The following is a 20,128-nucleotide window of genomic DNA, read 5'->3' as shown; positions in this document are numbered from 1 at the left end:
TACTCAGTCGATCACCGGCGGGACAACACGACGGTTGCCCTGCCAGGTCTCTTCGTCTTCGGCCAGGTAGTCGGGGCGTTCGCCCCGCTGGTCGTCCCGTCGCCTGCCCGGAGTCTGCGCACCGGCACCCGCATGCCCCATGGCACCGACGCCCGCACCACCCGCGCCGTTGCGGACGAGGCCCGAGCCACCCTGGGTGAACGGCTGACCGGCCACGATCGGACGACCCGCCACACCAGACTGGCGCCCTCCGACGACGCCGCCCGGCTCCGAGGCCAGTCGACGGCCCGCCGGGAAGCCACTCTGGCTGCCGTGGCCACCACCGACGCCGGGACCCATGCCGCCACCGCCCACGGGGCGGCCGGCCTGAGTGCCTTCGCCGATGACAGTGCCACGCGGGATGCCCGCACTGGGGCCGGTGGACGTCACGGGGCGGCCGCCCATGATGCCGGAGTCACGTGGCGGTACGCCCGCCGGCATGCCGCCGAACCGGCCACCGGAAGCACCGGGACCGCTCGGACCCGGGAACGGACCGATTCCGCCCGGGCCGGTGACCATGCTGGGCGGCTTCCCACCGCCGACCCCGGGGAAGGTCAGGGGCGGCGGAACGGGACCGGGGTGGGGGCCGCCGGGGCCTGTGGGCAGCGGGCCACCGGGCGCGGTCGTCACCGGAGGCGCGGTCCGCTCCGGGAGCGTGGCAACCGAGTCGAGGTCCACGTTCACATCGCGGTCCGGGATCGACGGCACGGACACCGATGGGACCGTGTTGTCCGGCCGCGGCTGGTGCCCAGGCACCCATCCAGGCTCGTTGGAGGACGCTCCGCCAGGACTGCCGGACGGCGTGTAGGAGCCAGTGCCCGAACCTCCCCCGCCATGCGCCGTGCTCCCTCCACCGGAACGCGCCATCTCGCCGTTGTCGTAGCGAACCTCTGGCACCAGCACCGCCGGCGGAGGCGGGAACGTCGGGATCTCCGCCTTGTTCATCTGCAAGGTCGACTGCTCGTACGCCCCGGCCAGCTTGTTCAGCGCGATCACGGCGCGATTGTGGTTGTCATTCAGCTCATGCCACGCCGTCTGGCCGAGCGCGATCGCATCCGGTTCGTTGCGGTGCTCGCGTGCGATCTCGAGCGCTTGCTTGCGCGAGGCGTCCTCGCCCGCGTTGTAAGGGGGCATGCCCCCCTTGTCGTCCGCGGTGGGCTTGACCTCGCGCATGACCTGGGCCGCGTCGGTCATGTACTTGCCGCCGTCGGCGCTGTACTTGGACAGCACGAGCGTGGCGCTGCCCGCCTGGTTCACCCAGTTCTGGAACGCCGTGGCCGCTTCGCCCTCCCAGCCCTTGACCTTGTGATCCTTGAGCTTGTTCCCGATCGTCTCGATCGTCTTGGCGGCTTCGGTGAGCTGCGTGCCCAACTCTTCGACCTTGCCCGGGTCGAGCGACGCGACCATCGCGTGGAGCTGGGCGTGTGTGTAACCCTCAAAATCCGTCATCAGAAGCCACTGCCCTTGTCCGTCGCGTCGGCCATCTTGTCCGCGTACGGGTCGCGCTTCGGGACGTAGTCCTCGTGGGCCTGCTTGGCGATCAGGGCCATCCGCCGCTTCGCTTCTTCATCCACCTCGGCGTAGCCGCCGCCCGCCGACTGGATGGCGATGCCCAGGCCCTCGATCTGCGCCGCCAGCCCCTTCGACAGCTTCTGCAGCTCCGAGTGGACGGTGTTGTACGCCTTGTAGAGGTTTTCGGCCTCGGCGAAGCCCTTGCCCAGTGCACCCGTCGGCAGGGTGCCGTCGGCGATCTTCCCGTGGTGCGCCGGGGACTCCTGAAGCGTCGTCAGGAGGCCGTCCACCAGGTTCTTGTAGCCCTTCAGGTCCTCGTACTGGATCCGCAGCGCAGCGGCGGCCTGCGCGGTCGCCTGTGCGGCGATCGCCGCGCTCGTCGCGCCCATGGCGGTGCCGATTCCGGCCAGACCCGACCCGTTGTCCTCTGCCACGTTGGTCTCCCCGACTCCCCGTCTCCCCGAGGTCGCAGCGCCAGCGCCGCTCCCCGTCCCCGTTCGCACCAGTGTCCACGCGCGCGTGCACACTCGTACGGATCACTCTAGCGACCGGCACCGACAGCCCCAAGTCCGGGGTTGCACGTGCAATGCGGGTCACACGGTCACGAGTTGGGCGCGGCCACCGCTGCAGAGGGCCTGATCGGGAGCCTGTTGACCGGGCGGCCCGTGGCCGCGCGGACCGCCGAGGCCACCGCCGCCGGGGTCGTGACCACGGGGATCGCGCTCGCCGCCTTCGCGCCGAACGGGGCCACCACGTCGCGTTCCTCGACCAGTTTGACGATGCGAACGGTCGGGGCGTCCAGCGAGGTCGGCAGGGCGTAGCCGGTCAGGTCCGGGTGGCGGACCAGGCCGGAGACCGTGCGGAGGTTCTCCGTCAGGGCCGCGCCCACGCCCTGGGTGACGCCCGCCTCGATACGGGCTTCCAGCTGGCGGGGGTTGAGGATGCGGCCCACGTCCTGGGCGACCGCGAGTTCCACGACCCGTACCGAGCCCAGCTCGATGTCCACGTCCACCACCGCGCGGATCGCGCAGAAGGCGAGGCCCACGAAGGCGTCGCCCTGGCCGTCCGCGTCCAGGGGTTCCGTCGGGTGGGGGCGGCACTGGGCCGTCGCCCAGAGTTCCTTGCCCTCCATGGCCTCCGTGACCGTCATCGAGAACGCGCCGTCGTACGACGTGATCCGGCCGTCCGCGATCTGGAGCAGCTCGGTGGACATGCCCAGCTTGTGGGCCATCGGCTGCAGGAGCTGCGTGCGGACCATCTTCGCCGCGCGCTCCACCGCGCCGCCCGACACCCACGTGTGGCGGCCGTGCGCCGCCGGTCCGGCCGGCGGCTGGTCGGTGTCCACCGGGGCCACCGCGACCTGGTCGACGCCCAGGACCTCCTGGACGATCTGGCGGGCCAGCGTGCCGAAGCCCTGGCCGGTGTCGACCGCCGCGCAGATGACCGTGGCCACGCCGTTGACCACCTTCACCGTGGCGGTGGAGACCTCGTCGGCGCCCTCGGCGCCGAGCATGTGCACCATGCCGACGCCGTAGCCGACCCCGCGCCGCACCGCGCCCGGTTCGCCCGCGCCCTCCGGGCCGCCCGGCAGCAGCCATTCGTCCTCGGGGGTGTCCTTGGGGAGGGCGGGCAGCTCGCAGTCGCGGACCGCGCGCAGGAGTTCCGCCACCGGAGCCGGGCAGGTCACCGTCTGGCCCGTGGGCAGCAGGTCCCCCGTCGCCAGGACGTTGCGCATGCGCAGCTCCGCGCCGTCGATGCCGAGGGCGGCCGCGAGCTTGTCCATCTGGCCCTCGTACGCGGCGCACACCTGCATCGCGCCCTCGCCGCGGACGTGGCCCGACGGCGGGTTGTTGGTGCGTACCGCCCAGCCTTCGACGAAGGCGTGCGGGACGACGTACGGGCCGCAGGCGAAGGCCACCGCCGCCGCCAGGGACTCGGAGGAGGCGTCGGCGTACGCGCCCGCGTCCATCAGGATCTGCGCCTCGACCTTGACCAGCCGGCCCTCCGCGTCCGCGTGGTGGCGGTAGCGCAGCAGGGTCGGGTGGCGGTGGGTGTGGCCGAGGAAGGACTCCTCGCGGGTGGCGGCCAGCTTGACCGGGCAGCCGGTGCGCAGGGCGAGCAGGCCGAGCGGCAGCTGGAAGGCGGCGTCCTCGCGGTCGGCCGTCGCGCCCGGCACGCCGGTGACCACCACGCGCACGCGGTCCGGTTCCAGCCCGAAGCAGGCGGCGGCCAGGTCGCGGTCGGAGTGCGGGTCGGTGGAGGCGGTGTAGAGCTCGACGCCGCCGTCGGGGCGCGGCACGGCCAGCCCGGCCTCCGCGCCGATGGGGGCGGGGTCCTGGCGGCCGATCCGGTACAGGCCCTCGACGACCACGTCGCCGGTCGCCTCCGGGTCGCCGTAGCGCAGCGGGATGTGCCGGATCAGGTTGCCGTCGGGGTGCAGCGCGGGGGCGCCGAAGGACTGCTCGGGGTCGGTGACCGGGTCGAGGAGTTCGTACTCGACGGCGATCGCGGCCGCGGCGAGCCGCGCGGTGTCCGGGTGGTCGGCGGCGACGGCGGCGATGGGCTCGCCGTGGTGGCGTACCACGTCATGCGCGAACACCGGCCGGTCGGCGATCCGGCGGCCGTGCGTGGTGGCGCCGGGGACGTCGGCGTGGGTGACGACGGCCCGCACGCCGGGCATCTCGGCGGCGGCCGTGGTGTCGATGGAGAGGATGCGGGCGTGGGCGTGCGGGGAGCGCAGCACGGCGGCCCACAGGAGGCCCTCGGCCCACAGGTCGGCGGCGTAGGGGAAGGTCCCCTCGGTCTTGGCGCGGGTGTGGTCGGAGGGGACGGACGCGCCGATTCCGCGCGGTACGTGCGGCTCCGCGGACTCGTCCTCCGTCGCGGCCAGGGCCGTCACCATCGTGTTCAGCGCCGTCGTCGCCGTCGCCGCGTCCTGCCCGCTCACGCCGTGCCTCCGTGGTGGATGCCGCCCTCGCCGGGCGCTGCCTGATGCGGAATGCGCGGCTCGGACAACGCCTGAGCTGCCTGAGGCGCATGGGGCGCATGGGGCGCCTGCGGTACCGGCTCGGACGCCGCCGCCTCGCGCTCGGACACGACCTCGCGCACGGCGTCGATGACCCCCGCGTAGCCGGAGCAGCGGCACAGATTGCCGCACAGCGCCTGCCGGGTCTCCAGCTCGCTCGGGGCGTGGTTGCCCTCCAGCAGGTCGTGGATGGTCATCGCCATGCCGGGCACGCAGAACCCGCACTGCACCGCACCCGACCTGCACAACGCCTGCTGCACGTCCGAGAGTTCCCCGTTCGTCGCGAGGCCCTCGACGGTACGGACCTCGCTGCCGGCGGCCGTCGCGGCCGGGACCAGGCAGGAGGCGACCAGCCGGCCGTCGACCTGCACGGCGCAGGCGCCGCACTCGCCCTGCGAGCACCCGTCCTTGGCGCCGGCGAGGCCGAGGCGCTCGCGCAGCACGTAGAGGAGGGACTCGCCGATCCAGGCGCCGGTGACGGGCCGGTCGGCGCCGTTGACGCGCAGTACGTAGGACGCGTGCGGGTGCTCGTGATGGGCGTCGGCCCCGGTGCCCGTTTCCTCTTCGTACGTCGGCACCGCAGCCGGGAGCCGTTTGCCGGTTCCCTCGTCCGGGAGCTCCGAAGCGCTGTCGGCGGTGTCCGCACCCGGTGTCCGGTCGGCCGGGAGCTCCGCCGCGGCCAGCCCGGTCTCGGCGGGGCCGTGCCCGTCCGCACCGTCGGGCTCCGGCGCGGCCGGCTCCGCCTCGGGCTCGGCGTCGTGCGCCTCGACGGGGACGGGAACAACCGGGACGGGGGCGGAGACGGCGGCGGAGACGGGGGCGGGCTCGGGCGTGTGGCCGAAGGCCGAGAAGCCGCGGCCGTCGGTGCCGGCGGGCTGCGCGGGCTCGGCGGGCTCCGCCTCGGCCCGCATGGAGCCGAAGAGATCCAGTCCACCGGAAGCCACCGGCTGCCCGGCGGCGGTCGCGGCGGGCTCGGCGGCCCCGCCCGGTTCCGGTGCCCCGGGGAAGAACGCGAAGCCGTGCCCGTTGGTGCTCAGGGGCTGCGCGGGCTCGCCGTGCCCCGCGTGGTCGCCGTGCCCCGCGTGGTCGCCGTGCCCCAGGTGCCGGGCCGACTCCGCGTGCTCGGTGTGCTCCGCGTGCCCGGCCTGCGTCAGGTGTCCGGCCTGCCCCACGTGCTCGGCGAGCTGCGCGTGGTCGCCGCCGCGGGCGCCCTCGGCCTGCTCCGCCGCCGGGCCGTGCGCGACCTCGATGTCGTGCGGGGCCGGATGCGCCGGCTCGCCCTCGGGCAGCGGGGTGCCCACACCGGGGCCGCCCAGCACCCGCGGCCCGCGCCCTGCCGCGCCCACGCCGGGCCCGCCGACCAGCCGGCCGGCGGCGTGCGCCGTGGCGGCGGCAGCGGCCGAAGCGGCTGCGGCCGCGTCCGTGCCCGGCAGCATGCCCGCGTCCGCGTGCAGGTTCTGGCTCTGGTTGTGGTTCTGGTTCGGGTTGTGGTTCTGGTGGTCCTGGTCCCCGGCCGGCTGCTGCGTCAGGTAGGCCCACGGGGTCGGGGCGCCGCCCGGCAGCGTCGCCGGAGCCTGGCTCCAGTCGGCGTCCAGCGTGCCCGGCCGGAAGTCACCCTGCTGTTCGGGGTATTCGGCGAAGCCCGGAACGGCCCACTGGCCGGTCGTCGAAGCCGCGGCCCCGGGCTCGTGCGTCGCCTCGGGGAAGCGCCACTCCGCCGTTTCGCCCGGATCGGACGCCGGCTCCGGCTCCGCTTCGGCGAACGCCGCCGCGACCGACGCCGGGATCGGGATCGATGCCGGGATCGGCCCGCCCACGGACCCGGCCCCTGCCCCGGAACCCGCCCCGGGCGCCGGTTCGGCCGGAACCGAACCCGCCGCCTCCGGCCACTGCACCGGAATCGTCCAGGTCCCCGTGGCCGCCGGATCCGTGCTGGCCGAGCCGAGCGGCACGATCATCGGCGGCGGCACGTACCCGTGCCCGGGCGCCGCGAGCGGCTCCCCGGTGCCGAGCGCGTCCAGCATGTCCTGCGGCAGTTTCACGAAGGCCGTGGCGTCCGAGTCGTACTCGCCGCCCTGCGGGACCGGTTCCCAGCCCCAGCCCGCCGTGCCGTTCCCCTGGGTCACGTTCTCGTTCTCGTTCTCGCTCATGAGGTCAGCGCCCTCCCGAGGGCCCTGCGCGCCAGCACGGCCACCGTCCGCCGCAGATGCAGTACACCGGGAGCCACCGGTTCCCCCTGGTCGGGCACACAGGCGGCCGCGACGTACTCGCCGAAGGCCTCCAGCGCCTCGGGGGCCAGGCCCCGCTCGCCGTCCCAGTCGATCAGCGAGGCCACCCACTGCTCGGCCTCCAGCGGCCGCAGGGGCATCGGGGCCACCGCACCGATCGCACAGCGCACACCCCGGTGCGCGGGATCCAGTACGAGCCCCACGGACGCCACAGCGCGCCCCGGCCCCGTACGTCCCGTGGCCTTCAGGAACACCTGCGGCGCGTGCAGCAGCGGCACCCGCACGAAGCCGATCAGCTCACCGGGACGCAGCATCTCCCGGCCGGCCAGCAGGTGCGACACCGGGATCTCCCGCTGCCCGCCCGGGCCGACGATCACGAGTACGGCCTCCAGCGCGGCCAGCACGGGCAGCGCGTCGCCCGTGGGGGCGGAGGTGGCGATGTTCCCGCCGAGGGTGCCGGCGTTGCGGATCTGCGGGGGCCCTGCGGCGCGCGCGGCGGCCGCCAGCGCGGGGATCAGGGCGGCGAAATCCGGCCGTCCCATCCGCGCGTGGGTGAGGCCGGCACCGAGCAGCGCGTGGCCGTCCTGGTACTGCCAGCCGCGGATCTCGTTGATCCGGCCCAGGCCCACCAGGGCGGCGGGCCGCAGCAGCCCGGCGTTGACGGCGGCCATGAGGTCGGTGCCGCCCGCGACGGGCACGGCGGCGGGCATGGCGGTGAGCGCCGCCACGGCCTCGTCGAGCGAGGCCGGCAGCGTCACGGACTGCGCCGCCTGCGGGCCCCGAGGCCCCTGAGGTGAGTCCAGTGCGTGCGGTGCGTGCGTGGTCAACCCAGCTGCCCCTTCCCGATGTCCCGGTCCCGGCGCTCACGCCTGTCCGCCGTACGGTACGTCCTCACCGCCGGGACGTGGCAACTCTGGCACATCTTCCGGGCCGCCCGGCGCGAGGGTCCGCCCGGCGCCCCCCGGCCTCCGCGCGGTGCCCCGTAAGGCCCGTACGCGCCGCCGTGCCGCCTTCACCGCCGCTCCTCCCCGATCGCCCGTTTTTCCCTGTATAGGGGTGAATCGAGCCAGAGTTCCACTCCCGTTCCCTTTCGGTTCCGGTGCGCGCCCCCGCCCCCGTGTCACACGATCGGGGGCGCGCCCTCGATCGGGCGGCCGAGGACCCCGGGCCGCCGCTGCCACGGCAGCGGACCGCCCGGTGGCCGGTAGGCGACCCCGAGCGCGTCCAGCCGCGCGTAGTGCGCCGCGGCCATCCGGCCCTCGAACCAGGCGAAGTCGCGCTCCTCCGGGGCGGGCTGCCACGACCAGACCACCTCGGCGAAGGCCGCCAGCCGCGGGAACACCTGGTAGTCGACCCGGTCCTGGTTCTCCATCGCCTCGGTCCACACGTTGGCCTGCGCGCCCAGCACGTGGGCGGCCGCCTCCGGCGACAGTTTCGGCGGCACGGGCTCGAAGCGGTAGACGTCCTCCAGGGAGCGCACGTACCCGATGGGCATCGGCTCGTCCCCGGCCGCCTGACGGTGGTCCAGGTACACCTGCTGCTCGGGGCACATGACCACGTCGTGCCCGGCCTCGGCGGCGGCGATCCCGCCCGCGTAGCCGCGCCACGACGACACGGCCGCCCCCGGCGCGAGCCCGCCCTCCAGGATCTCGTCCCACCCGATCAGGCGGCGGCCTCGCTCGGCGAGCCAGCCGTCGAAGTGCCGGACGAACCAGGACTGCAGACCGTCCTCACCGTCCACCCCCAGCGCGCGGATCTGCTCCTGCGCGGCGGCCGAGGCCCGCCACTGCGTCTTGGGGCATTCGTCCCCGCCCACGTGCACGAAGGGGGAGACCTCCGCAGGGAACAGCTCCAGCAGCTCCTCGAAGACCCCCTCGTAGAAGCGCAGCACGGCCTCGGTCGGGGCGAGCACGTTCTCGCTGATCCCCCAGTCGTCCCACACCCCCAGCGCCGCGGTGTCGACGACGTCCGCGTTCCCCAGCTCCGGGTACGCGGCGATCGCGGCCTGCGAGTGCCCCGGTACGTCGATCTCCGGGACCACCCGGACGTGCCGTTCGGCGGCGTACGCGACGATCTCGCGGATGTCGTCCTGCGTGTAGAAGCCGCCGTGCGGGGTCTCGTTCCACAGCGGCGAGGCCCGGTGCCCCCACCGGCTGCGCGCCCGCCACGCGCCGACCTCGGTGAGGCGCGGGTGGCGCTTGATCTCGACCCGCCAGCCCTGGTCGTCGGTCAGATGCAGGTGCAGCACGTTGAGCTTGTGCGCGGCGAGCAGGTCGATGTACCGCAGCACCCCGTCCTTGGGCATGAAGTGCCGGGCCACGTCCAGCATGATCCCGCGCCAGCCGAACCGCGGACCGTCCGCGACGGTCACGTACGGCAGGCTCCACGTGCGGCCGGGCAGCGGCGCCTTCCGGTACGCGTCGGGCCCCAGCAGTTGACGCAGCGTCTGAGCGCCCCAGAACAGCCCGGCGGCCGTCGCCCCCGTCAGCTCCGCGCCGTCCGGGCCGATGTCGATGCGGTACGACTCCGGCCCCCGGTCCCCCGCGACGTCCGGGTCGATGGACAGCCGCAGCTCGGCGACCACGCCGGCCCCTGCGGCAGGCAGTTCCCAGCCGGTGGCCGCCCCCAGCTCCCGCCGCAGCCAGCGGGCAACGGAACCGGTGCCCGGCCCGGCGTCGAGGACCGGCTCGGGTCCGCACGCGAAGCGGCGCCCGTCCTCGTCGAGGAGGACGACCCGGGGTGCGGGGATCAGGTCCATGCGTCAGCCCTTCGCAGCGCGTTGCACTGTGCGCAACGGCCGCTGCGCAGAGTGCTCGTCGCCGCCGACCCTAACGCGGCCCACGGGCACGGAAAAGGCCCGTGGGCACGGCAAAGGCCCCCGGACGCACCGAAGCGCACCGGGGGCCTTGGTCCCGCGGAAGGGCGAGGACCTCGGGGCGGACTACTTGTCCTTGCCGCCGCCCTTGTCCTTGTCCCCGCCGGGGCCCATGGACTCGTAGATCTCCTTGCACATGGGGCAGACCGGGTACTTCTTCGGGTCCCGGCCCGGTACCCAGACCTTGCCGCAGAGCGCGACGACGGGGGTCCCGTCGAGCGCGCTCGCCATGATCTTGTCCTTCTGGACGTAGTGGGCGAAGCGCTCGTGGTCGCCGTCACCGTGCGACACCTGCGGCGTCGGCTCTACGAGGGTCCCCGTGCCAGTCCCGCGCTCGGGCTCAAGAGTGCTCATGGCACCCAGGGTACTTAACCGCGCGCCCGTCAGTTGAGCGACGGGTCGTCCGGATAGGTGGCGACCATCGCGAGCTCGTTGCGCTGACGGCGCAGGACCGCCCGCCACAGCCGCTCCGGGTCCGGGAAGGACACGTCCCCGGGCTCGGACTCCACGACGTACCAGGCCCCCTCGCCCAGCTCCTCCTCCAGCTGGCCCGGGCCCCAGCCCGAGTAGCCGGCGAAGATGCGCAACGCCCCCAGGGCCGCGGCCAGCAGCTCCGGCGGCGCCTCCAGGTCGACCAGCCCGATCGCCCCGTGCACCCGCCGCCAGCCGAGCGGACCCTCCTCGCCCGGGATGACGGCCAGTCCCAGCGCCGAGTCCAGGGCCACGGGCCCGCCCTGGAAGACCACGCCCGGGGCGCCGGCCAGGGGCGCCCAGGGCAGCAGGACGTCGCCGACGCCCACGGGGGTCGGTCTGTTGAGGACCACGCCGAGGGAGCCCTGCTCGTCGTGGTCGAGCAGCAGCACCACCGCGCGGTCGAAATTCGGGTCCGCGAGGGTGGGGGTGGCCACGAGCAGCCGCCCTGTGAGGGAGGACACCTCGGTCATGCCGCCATGATCCCGCACATTCGCCTTTTGCGGGGAGCGGGCGGGGAGATCGGATCTCGCGCAGCTCAGGGCGCACGGCAGCAGCGAGGAGCGCGCGCGGACGGAGCAGCCGGAACGCAACACTCCGCCATGTGGTGGGTACGGAGGGTGTTGTGCCGAATTCATGACAGTCCTACGGCCACGTCGGCCTTACGAACAAGGGGGTGGTGGCCCTTACCCTTTTCCCTGGCCCCCTGCCCACCCCTCTCCGGAACGCGAGATTCATGACCGGCACAGACGATGTCCTGCTTGTCCACGGCGGTACCCCGCTTGAGGGCGAGATCCGTGTCCGCGGTGCGAAGAACCTCGTGCCCAAGGCCATGGTCGCCGCTCTGCTCGGCAGCGAACCCAGCCGGCTGCGCAACGTTCCCGACATCCGTGACGTGCGTGTCGTACGCGGGCTGCTCCAGCTCCACGGGGTGACGGTCCGTCCCGGCGAGGAGCCGGGCGAGCTCGTGCTCGACCCCACCCACGTCGAGAGCGCGAACGTCGCCGACATCGACGCCCACGCGGGCTCGTCGCGCATCCCGATCCTGTTCTGCGGCCCCCTGCTGCACCGCCTCGGCCACGCCTTCATCCCCGGCCTCGGCGGCTGCGACATCGGCGGCCGGCCGATCGACTTCCACTTCGACGTGCTCCGCCAGTTCGGCGCGACCATCGAGAAGCGCGAAGGCGGCCAGTACCTCGAGGCCCCCCAGCGGCTGCGCGGCTGCAAGATCCGCCTGCCCTACCCGTCGGTCGGCTCGACCGAGCAGGTGCTGCTGACGGCCGTCCTGGCCGAGGGCGTCACCGAGCTCAGCAACGCCGCGGTGGAGCCGGAGATCGAGGACCTCATCTGCGTCCTGCAGAAGATGGGCGCGATCATCTCCGTCGACACCGACCGGACCATCCGGATCACGGGCGTCGACCGCCTCGGCGGCTACAACCACAAGGCCCTCCCGGACCGCCTGGAGGCCGCCTCCTGGGCTTCCGCGGCGCTGGCCACCGGCGGCAACATCTACGTGCGCGGCGCCCAGCAGCGTTCGATGATGACCTTCCTGAACACCTTCCGCCGGGTCGGCGGGGCGTTCGAGATCGACGACGACGGCATCCGCTTCTGGCACCCGGGCGGCCCGCTCAAGGCCATCGCGCTGGAGACCGACGTCCACCCCGGTTTCCAGACCGACTGGCAGCAGCCGCTGGTCGTGGCCCTGACGCAGGCCTCCGGCCTCTCGATCGTCCACGAGACGGTCTACGAGTCCCGGCTCGGCTTCACCTCGGCGCTCAATCAGATGGGTGCTCACATCCAGCTGTACCGCGAGTGCCTGGGCGGCTCGGCCTGCCGCTTCGGCCAGCGCAACTTCCTGCACTCGGCGGTCGTCTCCGGCCCCACCAAGCTGCAGGGCGCCGACCTGGTCATCCCGGACCTGCGCGGCGGATTCTCGTACCTGATCGCGGCGCTGGCCGCCGAGGGCACCTCGCGCGTCCACGGCATCGACCTCATCAACCGCGGCTACGAGAACTTCATGGAGAAGCTCGTCGAGCTCGGCGCGAAGGTCGAGCTCCCGGGCGGCGACCTCGTCTGAGTCCGCCTGTCCGTGCGGCCGTCGGGAAGCACGGCAGTACGGCAGTACGGACGAAAGCCCCCCGGGCCCCGCAAGGGGCCCGGGGGGCTTTTCCGTGGCCCGGCGCGGGGGCGGGGGTCACCCGGGGGCCCGACGCGCCCTGACGGGGCCTCACGGGGCCGTGCAGGGCCCGCCGGTCACGCCCGGGCCCGGACAGGCCGAAGGGCGGCCGCCCCGCCCGGGGTGGCCGCCCTTCGCCGTACTACGTATCACTGCGGCACTTCTGCCGTGCATGCCGTTCCAAAGGCCTGTGCGGCCTTCGGCGCCGGGGGCAGGACTACTTGCCCTTGGCGGCTTCCTTGAGCTTGGAGCCCGCGGAGACCTTCACGCTGTAGCCGGCCGGGATCTGGATGGGGTCGCCGGTCTGCGGGTTGCGCGCGGTGCGAGCGGCACGGTGGGTGCGCTCGAAGGTCAGGAAGCCGGGGATGGTGACCTTCTCGTCGCCCTTGGCGACAATCTCGCCGACGGTCTCGGCGAGCGCGGCCAGAACGGCGTCGGCGTCCTTGCGGGTCACCTCGGCGCGCTCGGACAGAGCGGCCACCAGCTCACTGCGGTTCATGTTGTACTCCCGTGTTCAACTTGCCTTAGAGGCGTGAGATCGAAGCCGATGCTGCCAGGGCCCTAGGACAGTCCCCGGACCCGGGTCTGAACGTCAGACCCTCTCGCCCGGTTACGCATCCTGCCCCCACCAGCGGCGGGAAAGCCAATCCGGCACCCGCCGGGGTCACACGAAAAGCGCCACAGTCACCCCGCGGTGACACTCCGTCCACGCCCTCGCTCGCACGCCGATGCGGACCGCGGACGACGCGGGCATCCCCGCAACCCTAGAGGCGCCCCGCCGGGGCCGCATCTCGCGACGCGCCGGTACGAGCAGGCCGTGAGGGCCGTCACAGACGGCCCCCGGCGCCCTCAGCCGGCGGAGGCGGCCTTGCGGACGGCGCCCGCGACCGCGCCGGCGACCTTGTCGTTGAACACCGACGGGATGATGTAGTTCGCGTTCAGCTCGTCCTCGCCGACGACGTCCGCCAGCGCGCTCGCGGCGGCCAGCATCATGTCGGTGTTCACCGTGCGGGACTGGGCGTCCAGCAGGCCGCGGAAGACGCCCGGGAAGACCAGCACGTTGTTGATCTGGTTCGGGAAGTCGGAGCGGCCGGTGGCGACGACGGCGGCGGTCTGGCGGGCGATGGCCGGGTCCACCTCGGGGTCCGGGTTCGCGAGCGCGAACACGATCGCACCCTCCGCCATGGCGGCGACGTCCTCGCCGGACAGCACGTTCGGGGCCGAGACGCCGATGAAGACGTCGGCGCCGACCACGGCCTCCTTCAGCGTGCCCGTGTAGCCCTCGGGGTTGGTGTTGTCGGCGATCCAGCGCAGCGGGGAGTCCGAGGCCGCGTCGACGAGGTCGGGGCGGCCCGCGTGCACGACACCGTGGATGTCGGCGCTCACCGCGTTCTTGACGCCCGCCGCGAGGAGCAGCTTGAGGATGGCGGTGCCGGCCGCGCCGGCGCCCGACATGACGACCTTGACGTCGCCAACTGCCTTGCCCACCACGCGAAGTGCGTTGGTGAGGGCCGCGAGCACGACGATCGCGGTGCCGTGCTGGTCGTCGTGGAAGACGGGGATGTCGAGGGCCTCGCGCAGCCGGGCCTCGATCTCGAAGCAGCGCGGCGCGGAGATGTCCTCCAGGTTGATGCCGGCGAAGCCCGGGGCGATGGCCTTGACGATGGCGACGATCTCGTCGGAATCCTGGGTGTCGAGGCAGATCGGCCAGGCGTCGATGCCGGCGAAGCGCTTGAAGAGGGCGGCCTTGCCCTCCATGACGGGCAGTGCGGCCATGGGGCCGATGTTGCCGAGGCCCAGCACGGCGGAGCCGTCCGTCACGACTGCGACGGAGTTGCGCTTGATGGTGAGGCGGCGCGCGTCCTCGGGGTTCTCGGCGATGGCCATGCACACGCGGGCCACGCCCGGGGTGTAGATCATCGAGAGGTCGTCACGGTTGCGGATGGGGTGCTTGGACGCCATCTCGATCTTGCCGCCGAGGTGCATCAGGAAGGTGCGGTCGGAGACCTTGCCGAGGCTGACGCCCTCGATCCCGCGCAGCTTCTCGACGATCTCGTCGGCGTGGGCGGTGGAGGTGGCGGCGATGGTGACGTCGATCCGGAGCTTCTCGTGGCCGGAAGCGGTCACGTCGAGGCCGGTGACCGAGCCGCCGGAGGACTCCACGGCGGTGGTGAGCTGGGAGACCGCGGTTCCGCTCGCGGGCACTTCCAGACGGACCGTCATCGAATACGAGACGCTGGGCGCCGTTGCCATGGCCGTGTTTCCTCTTCTGTCCCTGGTTCGCTTAACACACAGGGCCCCGCTCCACAGCAGGTGTGGCAGGACCTGTTGTCCGATCGTCCCACCTACCGGCCGGTACAAGGTAACCAGCTACAAATTCCGGAAAGACTCTTCCACCATACGAGATAGCAGGGGTGTTCGGAATGGTGGGTCCATACAAAACAGGTCCGCGCCCTCCACTGGTGGAGGGCGCGGACCTGGTGATTCACACGTTGATGACACCGACCCGCCATGCTCGCCTCGCGGCAAGTGGTCGCTCTAAGCGACGAAGGTTGGGCCCGGGGGCTTGGATCGAGTCGGTGCCGTACCCAGGCTAACAAAGGATCCCGGAATGTGATCCCCCTGCTCGCAGCCGGTTCGTCACACCACGCTCCCGGCCGCGGACCATACGGCCGTACGCGGCCCCGAGCAGGGCGGGACCCGGGTCTCGAGGGCGGGACCCGGGTCCCGGACCGCCGGCCCGGGCCGTCCCCGCTACGGAAGCAGCAGCTCCGCCACCCCGTCCGCGTCGGGCTTGTCCCGGTCGGACGAGACCACCGTCAGCTGCTGCGTCGCACGCGTCAGCGCCACGTACAGCACCCGCAGGCCCGCCGGGGACTCGTCCGCGATCTCCGCCGGGGAGACGACCACCGTGGCGTCGTACTCCAGGCCCTTGGCCTCCAGGCTGCCCAGCGCCACCGCCCGCTCGCCCAGGTCGGCGAGCCAGCCCGCGGCCTGCTCGCGCCGGTCCATGGCCACGACCACGCCGACGGTGCCGTCCACCTGCTCCAGCAGCCGCCGGGTCTCCTCGCGGACCGCGGTGCCCAGGTCGCCCCGCGCGGCCGTGAAACGGGGCTCCAGGCCCGTGGAACGCACCGCCGTCGGCGGCTCCATGCCGGGCATCGCCAGGCGCAGCACCCGGGAGGCGACCTCGGCGACCTCCGCCGGGTTGCGGTAGTTGACCGTCAGTGTGAACCGCCGGCGCGGCCGGCTGCCCAGGGCCTCGTCGCGGGCCGCGGCCGCCTCCTCCGGGTCGGTCCAGGAGGACTGCGCCGGGTCGCCGACCACCGTCCAGGTGCCGTGCCGGCCCCGGCGGCCCACCATCCGCCACTGCATCGGCGTCAGGTCCTGGGCCTCGTCCACGATGACGTGCGCGTACTCGGTGCGCTCCGCCGCGAGCCGCTCGGCCCGCTCCCACTGGGTCTCCTCGCGGGTCGGCATCAGCTCCTCCAGCCCGCTGAGCTGGTCGAGCGGGTCCATCTCCCGCCTCCGCCTGGGCCGCGCGGGGGCGCCCAGCAGCTGCTGGAGCTCGTCGAGCAGCGCCACGTCGTGCACGGACAGCGGACCCTTGCCGTCCGGGCCCACCCGGCGCAGCGAGCGGGCCAGCTGGCGGGTCTCGCGCGGGTTCAGGTCGCGGCGCGACCAGCGGCCGAGGTGGCGCTCGTCGGCCAGCGCGGCGAGCACCGTGCGCGGGGTCAGCTCGGGCCACCAGGCGTTCAGGAAGCCGATGAAGGCGTCCTCGGTGGAGATGTCCTCGTCGAAGGCGGAGCGCAGCTCGGCGGCCAGCTCCGGGTCGCTGTGCCGGCCGGCGCCGCCGGACTTCGCGTACAGGGCGTCGAGGAGCAGCTTGCGGGCGCGCGGGCGCAGCAGGTTGACCGGGGCGGTGCCGCTGAGCACGTTCTGCCGGATCCGGTTCAGCTCGTCGGCCTCCAGCTCCTGGCGGCGGCCGAAGGCCACCACGCGCAGCCGATCGGGGGCGCCGCCGAGCTCCAGTGCGCCCCGTACGGCCTTGCGGAGCACCTTGAGCATCCGGGAGGAGCCCTTGACGCGGGCGACGGCCGGGGAGTCGTAGGTGGTGGCCTCCGCGCCGTCGACGAGCGAGCCGAGCGCGCGGATGGCGACCTGGCCCTCCTCGCCGAGGGAGGGGAGCACGCCCTCGGTGTACGCGACGAGCAGCGGCGTCGGGGAGACGATCAGGATGCCGCCGGAGTAGCGGCGCCGGTCCTGGTAGAGCAGGTAGGCGGCGCGGTGCAGGGCGACGGCGGTCTTGCCGGTGCCCGGTCCGCCGGCGACCTCCGCGACGGAGGCGGCGGGGGCCCGGATGACCAGGTCCTGCTCGGCCTGGATGGAGGAGACGATGTCCCGCATCGAGTGCGTGCGGGCGCGGCCGAGCGCGGCCATGAGCGCGCCGTCGCCGATGGCGGGCAGCTCGCGGCCGTCGAGGAAGGCCGTGACCTCCGGCCTCATCAGGTCGTCCTCGACGCCGAGCACCTTGCGGCCCTTGGAGCGGATGACGCGGCGGCGCACGACGCGGCCGGGCTCCTTGGGCGTGGAGCGGTAGAACGGCGCGGCGGCCGGGGCGCGCCAGTCGATGACCAGCGGCGCGTAGTCGGAGTCCAGGACTCCGATGCGGCCGATGTGCAGCGTCTCGGCGATGTCGGCCGTGAGGTCCTCGCGGATCGCGTCGTCGGCGGGCTCGACGGAGGTGTACGCGCCGTCCGCGCCGCGCTCGCCGTCCTTGCCGAGCACCAGGTCGACGCGGCCGAAGAGGAAGTCCTCGAACTCGTTGTTCAGCCGGTTCAGGTGGATGCCCGCCCGGAAGACCTGCGCGTCGCGCTCGGCGAGCGCGCCGGGCGTCCCCACCTGGCCGCGCTTGGCGGCGTCGTTCATGAGGAATTCGGCCTCGTGGATCTTCTCCTCCAGACGTCGGTACACCCGGTCGAGATGCGTCTGCTCGACCGCGATCTCCCGATCGCGGACGGAATCCGCCGTGCTGTCGACAGCGGCATTCTGCGCGGCCACCAAGGCCCCCTTCTGACGTGCATGGGCGACCGTCAACCGTACGCGACCCGGCCCCCTGTCCGCACGCCCGTTCCGGAACCGGTCTCGCGGGGTGGTACGGGCGCCTAGTGCGATCCGGCCGCCAGGACGCGGCGGCGGTGCCGGGCGACGCGCTCGCGGTTGCCGCACAGCTCGCTGGAGCACCAGCGGCGCCGGTGTCCGCGGGAGGTGTCCAGGTAGACGCGGGTGCAGCCGTCGCCCTCGCAGGCCCGCAGCAGGGCGAGGTCGCCGGGGTCGGTCAGCAGCTCGACGGCGTCGCGGGCGACGGCGGCGAGCAGCGCGCCGCATTCCACGCCGCCGCACAACTCCCGCACGAGGTGACCTTCTTGGTCCCGTACGGCGCACACGCCCGGGGGTGGTCCGGCGGCCAGCGCGTTGACCCGGGCGAGGGCGTCCTCGTCGGGATCGCTCCCGAGCAGCTCCGCCCGTACGAGGGTTTCCACGTCGCCGCGCAGGGCCCGGAAGGCGGCGACCCAGTCGGCCCCCACCCGGGCGAGCGGCGTCCGGTCGGGCACCAGCCCGGCCCCGGCGAGCCACAGCCGCAGCTCGTCGCCGTCCCGGATCCACTCGTGCGGGGTGAAGGTGGCCACCAGGTCCAGGCAGACCCGCCCGGAATCGAACCGCATGCCGTCAGCCTCCCGTCGTGGGGTGCCGTACCAGATTGCCCCCGGGCGGGTCACAGCGGAAGCCCCCGAACCGGTACGGTCCGGGCCGCTCCGCGGCCCCCTGGGGCTCCGCCCCAGACCCCGCGCCTCAAACGCCGGCGGGGCTGGATTTCGCCGGCGCCGTCCGCAGGCAATCTCAGCCTCGCCGGCGTTTGAGTCGCGGGGGTCCGGGGGCAGCGCCCCCGGCAACGGCGCCGCGCGCCCCGCATCACCGCACCGCACCCCGCCTAAGGGGCCGGCGGGTCGTCGTGCAGGAGGCGCTGGAAGAGGCGGTGGTCCCGCCACGCACCGTTGATGTGGAGGTAGCGCGGCGCGAGGCCGTACCGCTCGAAGCCCGCCTTCGCCAGCACCCGCTGCGAGGCCAGGTTGTCCACCAGCGTCCCGGCCTCCACCCGGTGCAGCCCGATCTCGTCGCGGGCGGCCCGGCAGACCTCCTCCAGCGCCGCGGTGGCCAGCCCCTTGCCGTGCCAGGCGGGGTCGACCCAGTAGCCCACGCCTCCGCTGCACAGCGGCCCGCGCACGATGTTGCCGAGGTTGATCGCGCCGACGGGCGCACCCGTGGCCGTCTCCACGAACACGTACGGGACGATCCGCCCCGCCTCCCGCTCGGCGAGGACCCCCTCGATGCGTTCCCGCTGCCCCTGCTCCGTGTAGTACGCGTCCGACCGGATCGGCTCCACGTACGCCATGAACGCCCGGTTGCGCGCGAACGCCTCGGCCAGCCCGGCGGCGTCGCCGAGCGCGAGGCCCCTCATCTCCACCCCGTCAATGATCATCCCGGCACGCTAGCCGAGGACGCCCCTGGCCGTCACGGCGTCCACGGGAAGCTCCCCGTACTTGGCGTCGCCGCCCGCGTCCAGCGACAGCCGGTAGCCCCGCTTGACCACCGTCTGGATCAGGTTCGGCGCCCCCAGCGCCGCCCTCAGCCGGGCCATCGCGGTCTCCACGGCGTGCTCGTCGCGCCCCGCGCCCGGCAGGGCCCGCAGCAGCTCCGCGCGGGACACCACCCAGCCGGGCCGCCGGGCCAGCGCCCGCAGCAGGGCCATCCCGGCCGGCGGCACCGGCCGCAGCACGTCGTCCACCAGGACCGCGTGCCCCCGCAGCTCCACGCGGTGCCCGGCCACCGGCAGCACCCGGGCCCGGCCGGGCAGCTCCTTGCAGAGCAGCTGCACCAGCGGGCCCAGCCGGAACCGTTCCGGCTGCACCGTGCCCACCCCGTGCGCCTGCAGCGGCAGCGCGGTCACCGGACCGACGCACGCGGTCAGCAGCCTGCCGCGCAGCGCGTCCAGTACGGCCTCCAGTACGCCCCGCTCCTCGGCGCGGGACAGCAGCGAGGCCGCCGCCGGCGCCGAGGTGAAGCTGACGGCGTCCACGCCCCCGACGACCATCGCGTCCAGCAGCCGGTCCAGCGGCCCGAGGTCTTCCGGCGCCATCCACCGGTACACCGGGACGACCACCACGTCGGCCCCGCCGGCCCGCAGCGCCTCGACGAAGCCGGGCAGCGGCTCCCCGTGCAGCTGGAGCGCGATCCGCCTTCCGGCCACCCCCGCCGACAGCAGCCGCTGCAGTACCTCGGCGAGCGATTCCGAGTCCGGGGACCAGGTCTCGACGAGCCCGGCGGCCCGGATGGCCCCCTTCACCTTCGGTCCGCGCGCGAGCAGTTCGGCGGCCCGCAGCCGCTCCAGCAGCTCCTCCCCGACCCCCCAGCCGTCGGCCGCCTCGATCCACCCCCGGAAGCCGATGGCGGTGGTGGCCACGACCACGTCCGGTGCGCGGCCGATCAGTTCCCTGGTGGCGGCCAGCAGCTCGCTGTCGTCGGCGAGCGGCACGATCCGCAGCGCCGGCGCGTGCAGCACCGCCGCTCCGCGCCGCCGCAGCAGCGCGATCAGCTCGTCCGCCCGCCGGGCGGCGGTCACCCCGACGGTGAAGCCCGCGAGGGGACCGGTGTTCGTGTCGTCCATCGTGACCTGCCTAGTGACGCAAGGGGGGCGGTACGGGTGGACCGAGCCTGTCAACTCGGCGTGTCGGACTCGGTTC

General features: G+C 73.6%; 15 protein-coding genes. 1 reads left to right on the top strand and 14 read right to left on the bottom strand.

Annotated features, from left to right (window positions below; genetic code table 11):
- Positions 1 to 3: 3 nt before the first annotated feature.
- The 8 genes from OG534_RS22710 to OG534_RS22675 all read right to left on the bottom strand — a co-directional run bounded on the left by OG534_RS22710 (position 4) and on the right by OG534_RS22675 (position 10,623).
- Positions 4 to 1,446, bottom strand: a complete 1,443-nt coding sequence (locus OG534_RS22710) for a WXG100 family type VII secretion target (protein ID WP_326590236.1) — start codon at positions 1,444 to 1,446, stop codon at positions 4 to 6.
- A 41-nt stretch (positions 1,447 to 1,487) separates the two neighbouring features.
- Positions 1,488 to 1,985 (bottom strand): hypothetical protein, encoded by a 498-nt coding sequence (locus OG534_RS22705; protein ID WP_326590235.1) that lies wholly within the window; start codon positions 1,983 to 1,985, stop codon positions 1,488 to 1,490.
- A gap of 167 nt (positions 1,986 to 2,152) precedes the next feature.
- The gene (locus OG534_RS22700; protein WP_326593768.1) at positions 2,153 to 4,453 is read right to left on the bottom strand and encodes a xanthine dehydrogenase family protein molybdopterin-binding subunit; all 2,301 of its coding nucleotides are present in this window, start codon (positions 4,451 to 4,453) and stop codon (positions 2,153 to 2,155) included.
- Positions 4,454 to 4,494: 41 nt separating this feature from the next.
- Positions 4,495 to 6,726, bottom strand: a complete 2,232-nt coding sequence (locus OG534_RS22695; protein WP_326590233.1) for a (2Fe-2S)-binding protein — start codon at positions 6,724 to 6,726, stop codon at positions 4,495 to 4,497.
- Complete coding sequence (locus tag OG534_RS22690; RefSeq protein WP_442807131.1) at positions 6,723 to 7,631, bottom strand: FAD binding domain-containing protein; 909 nt, start codon at positions 7,629 to 7,631, stop codon at positions 6,723 to 6,725. Before OG534_RS22690 ends, OG534_RS22695 begins: the two co-directional genes overlap by 4 nt.
- A gap of 293 nt (positions 7,632 to 7,924) precedes the next feature.
- The gene (locus OG534_RS22685; RefSeq protein ID WP_326590232.1) at positions 7,925 to 9,562 is read right to left on the bottom strand and encodes a beta-N-acetylhexosaminidase; all 1,638 of its coding nucleotides are present in this window, start codon (positions 9,560 to 9,562) and stop codon (positions 7,925 to 7,927) included.
- Positions 9,563 to 9,745: 183 nt separating this feature from the next.
- Positions 9,746 to 10,033 (bottom strand): DUF3039 domain-containing protein, encoded by a 288-nt coding sequence (locus tag OG534_RS22680; RefSeq protein WP_326590230.1) that lies wholly within the window; start codon positions 10,031 to 10,033, stop codon positions 9,746 to 9,748.
- Between the two features lie 29 nt (positions 10,034 to 10,062).
- Entirely contained in the window at positions 10,063 to 10,623 is a 561-nt protein-coding gene (locus tag OG534_RS22675) for a YqgE/AlgH family protein (RefSeq protein ID WP_326590228.1), read from the bottom strand.
- A gap of 263 nt (positions 10,624 to 10,886) precedes the next feature.
- On the opposite strand from OG534_RS22675, the gene murA reads away from it, so the two are divergent.
- Positions 10,887 to 12,227, top strand: coding sequence for a UDP-N-acetylglucosamine 1-carboxyvinyltransferase (gene murA / locus OG534_RS22670; protein WP_326590227.1), 1,341 nt, complete (start codon positions 10,887 to 10,889; stop codon positions 12,225 to 12,227).
- Between the two features lie 316 nt (positions 12,228 to 12,543).
- Here the strand turns inward: murA and OG534_RS22665 are convergent, their stop codons facing one another.
- From OG534_RS22665 to OG534_RS22640, 6 genes are all read right to left on the bottom strand, one after another.
- On the bottom strand, positions 12,544 to 12,825 hold the full coding sequence (locus tag OG534_RS22665; RefSeq protein WP_007264399.1) for an HU family DNA-binding protein: 282 nt from the start codon (positions 12,823 to 12,825) through the stop codon (positions 12,544 to 12,546).
- A gap of 350 nt (positions 12,826 to 13,175) precedes the next feature.
- Positions 13,176 to 14,579, bottom strand: a complete 1,404-nt coding sequence (locus OG534_RS22660; RefSeq protein WP_326590216.1) for an NAD-dependent malic enzyme — start codon at positions 14,577 to 14,579, stop codon at positions 13,176 to 13,178.
- 501 nt (positions 14,580 to 15,080) lie between these two features.
- Entirely contained in the window at positions 15,081 to 17,387 is a 2,307-nt protein-coding gene (locus OG534_RS22655; protein WP_326590214.1) for a HelD family protein, read from the bottom strand.
- A gap of 104 nt (positions 17,388 to 17,491) precedes the next feature.
- On the bottom strand, positions 17,492 to 18,052 hold the full coding sequence (locus OG534_RS22650) for a CGNR zinc finger domain-containing protein (RefSeq protein WP_326590212.1): 561 nt from the start codon (positions 18,050 to 18,052) through the stop codon (positions 17,492 to 17,494).
- A gap of 266 nt (positions 18,053 to 18,318) precedes the next feature.
- Positions 18,319 to 18,867 (bottom strand): GNAT family N-acetyltransferase, encoded by a 549-nt coding sequence (locus OG534_RS22645; protein ID WP_326590211.1) that lies wholly within the window; start codon positions 18,865 to 18,867, stop codon positions 18,319 to 18,321.
- A 9-nt stretch (positions 18,868 to 18,876) separates the two neighbouring features.
- The gene (locus OG534_RS22640) at positions 18,877 to 20,052 is read right to left on the bottom strand and encodes a uroporphyrinogen-III synthase (protein ID WP_326590210.1); all 1,176 of its coding nucleotides are present in this window, start codon (positions 20,050 to 20,052) and stop codon (positions 18,877 to 18,879) included.
- Between the last annotated feature and the right edge of the window lie 76 nt (positions 20,053 to 20,128).

Source organism: Streptomyces sp. NBC_01294, assembly GCF_035917235.1.
GTDB lineage: Bacteria > Actinomycetota > Actinomycetes > Streptomycetales > Streptomycetaceae > Streptomyces > Streptomyces caledonius.
This window is presented reverse-complemented; position numbering and strand designations above follow the sequence as displayed.

Coding starts and splice junctions, on each gene's coding strand:
- OG534_RS22650 (WP_326590212.1), bottom strand. CDS start 18,052: ATGCGGTTCGATTCCGGGCGGGTCTGCCTGGACCTGGTGGCCACCTTC.
- OG534_RS22685 (WP_326590232.1), bottom strand. CDS start 9,562: ATGGACCTGATCCCCGCACCCCGGGTCGTCCTCCTCGACGAGGACGGG.
- OG534_RS22695 (WP_326590233.1), bottom strand. CDS start 6,726: ATGAGCGAGAACGAGAACGAGAACGTGACCCAGGGGAACGGCACGGCG.
- OG534_RS22680 (WP_326590230.1), bottom strand. CDS start 10,033: ATGAGCACTCTTGAGCCCGAGCGCGGGACTGGCACGGGGACCCTCGTA.
- OG534_RS22660 (WP_326590216.1), bottom strand. CDS start 14,579: ATGGCAACGGCGCCCAGCGTCTCGTATTCGATGACGGTCCGTCTGGAA.
- OG534_RS22645 (WP_326590211.1), bottom strand. CDS start 18,867: ATGATCATTGACGGGGTGGAGATGAGGGGCCTCGCGCTCGGCGACGCC.
- OG534_RS22700 (WP_326593768.1), bottom strand. CDS start 4,453: ATGGTGACGGCCCTGGCCGCGACGGAGGACGAGTCCGCGGAGCCGCAC.
- OG534_RS22640 (WP_326590210.1), bottom strand. CDS start 20,052: ATGGACGACACGAACACCGGTCCCCTCGCGGGCTTCACCGTCGGGGTG.
- OG534_RS22665 (WP_007264399.1), bottom strand. CDS start 12,825: ATGAACCGCAGTGAGCTGGTGGCCGCTCTGTCCGAGCGCGCCGAGGTG.
- OG534_RS22710 (WP_326590236.1), bottom strand. CDS start 1,446: ATGGTCGCGTCGCTCGACCCGGGCAAGGTCGAAGAGTTGGGCACGCAG.
- murA (WP_326590227.1), top strand. CDS start 10,887: ATGACCGGCACAGACGATGTCCTGCTTGTCCACGGCGGTACCCCGCTT.
- OG534_RS22675 (WP_326590228.1), bottom strand. CDS start 10,623: ATGACCGAGGTGTCCTCCCTCACAGGGCGGCTGCTCGTGGCCACCCCC.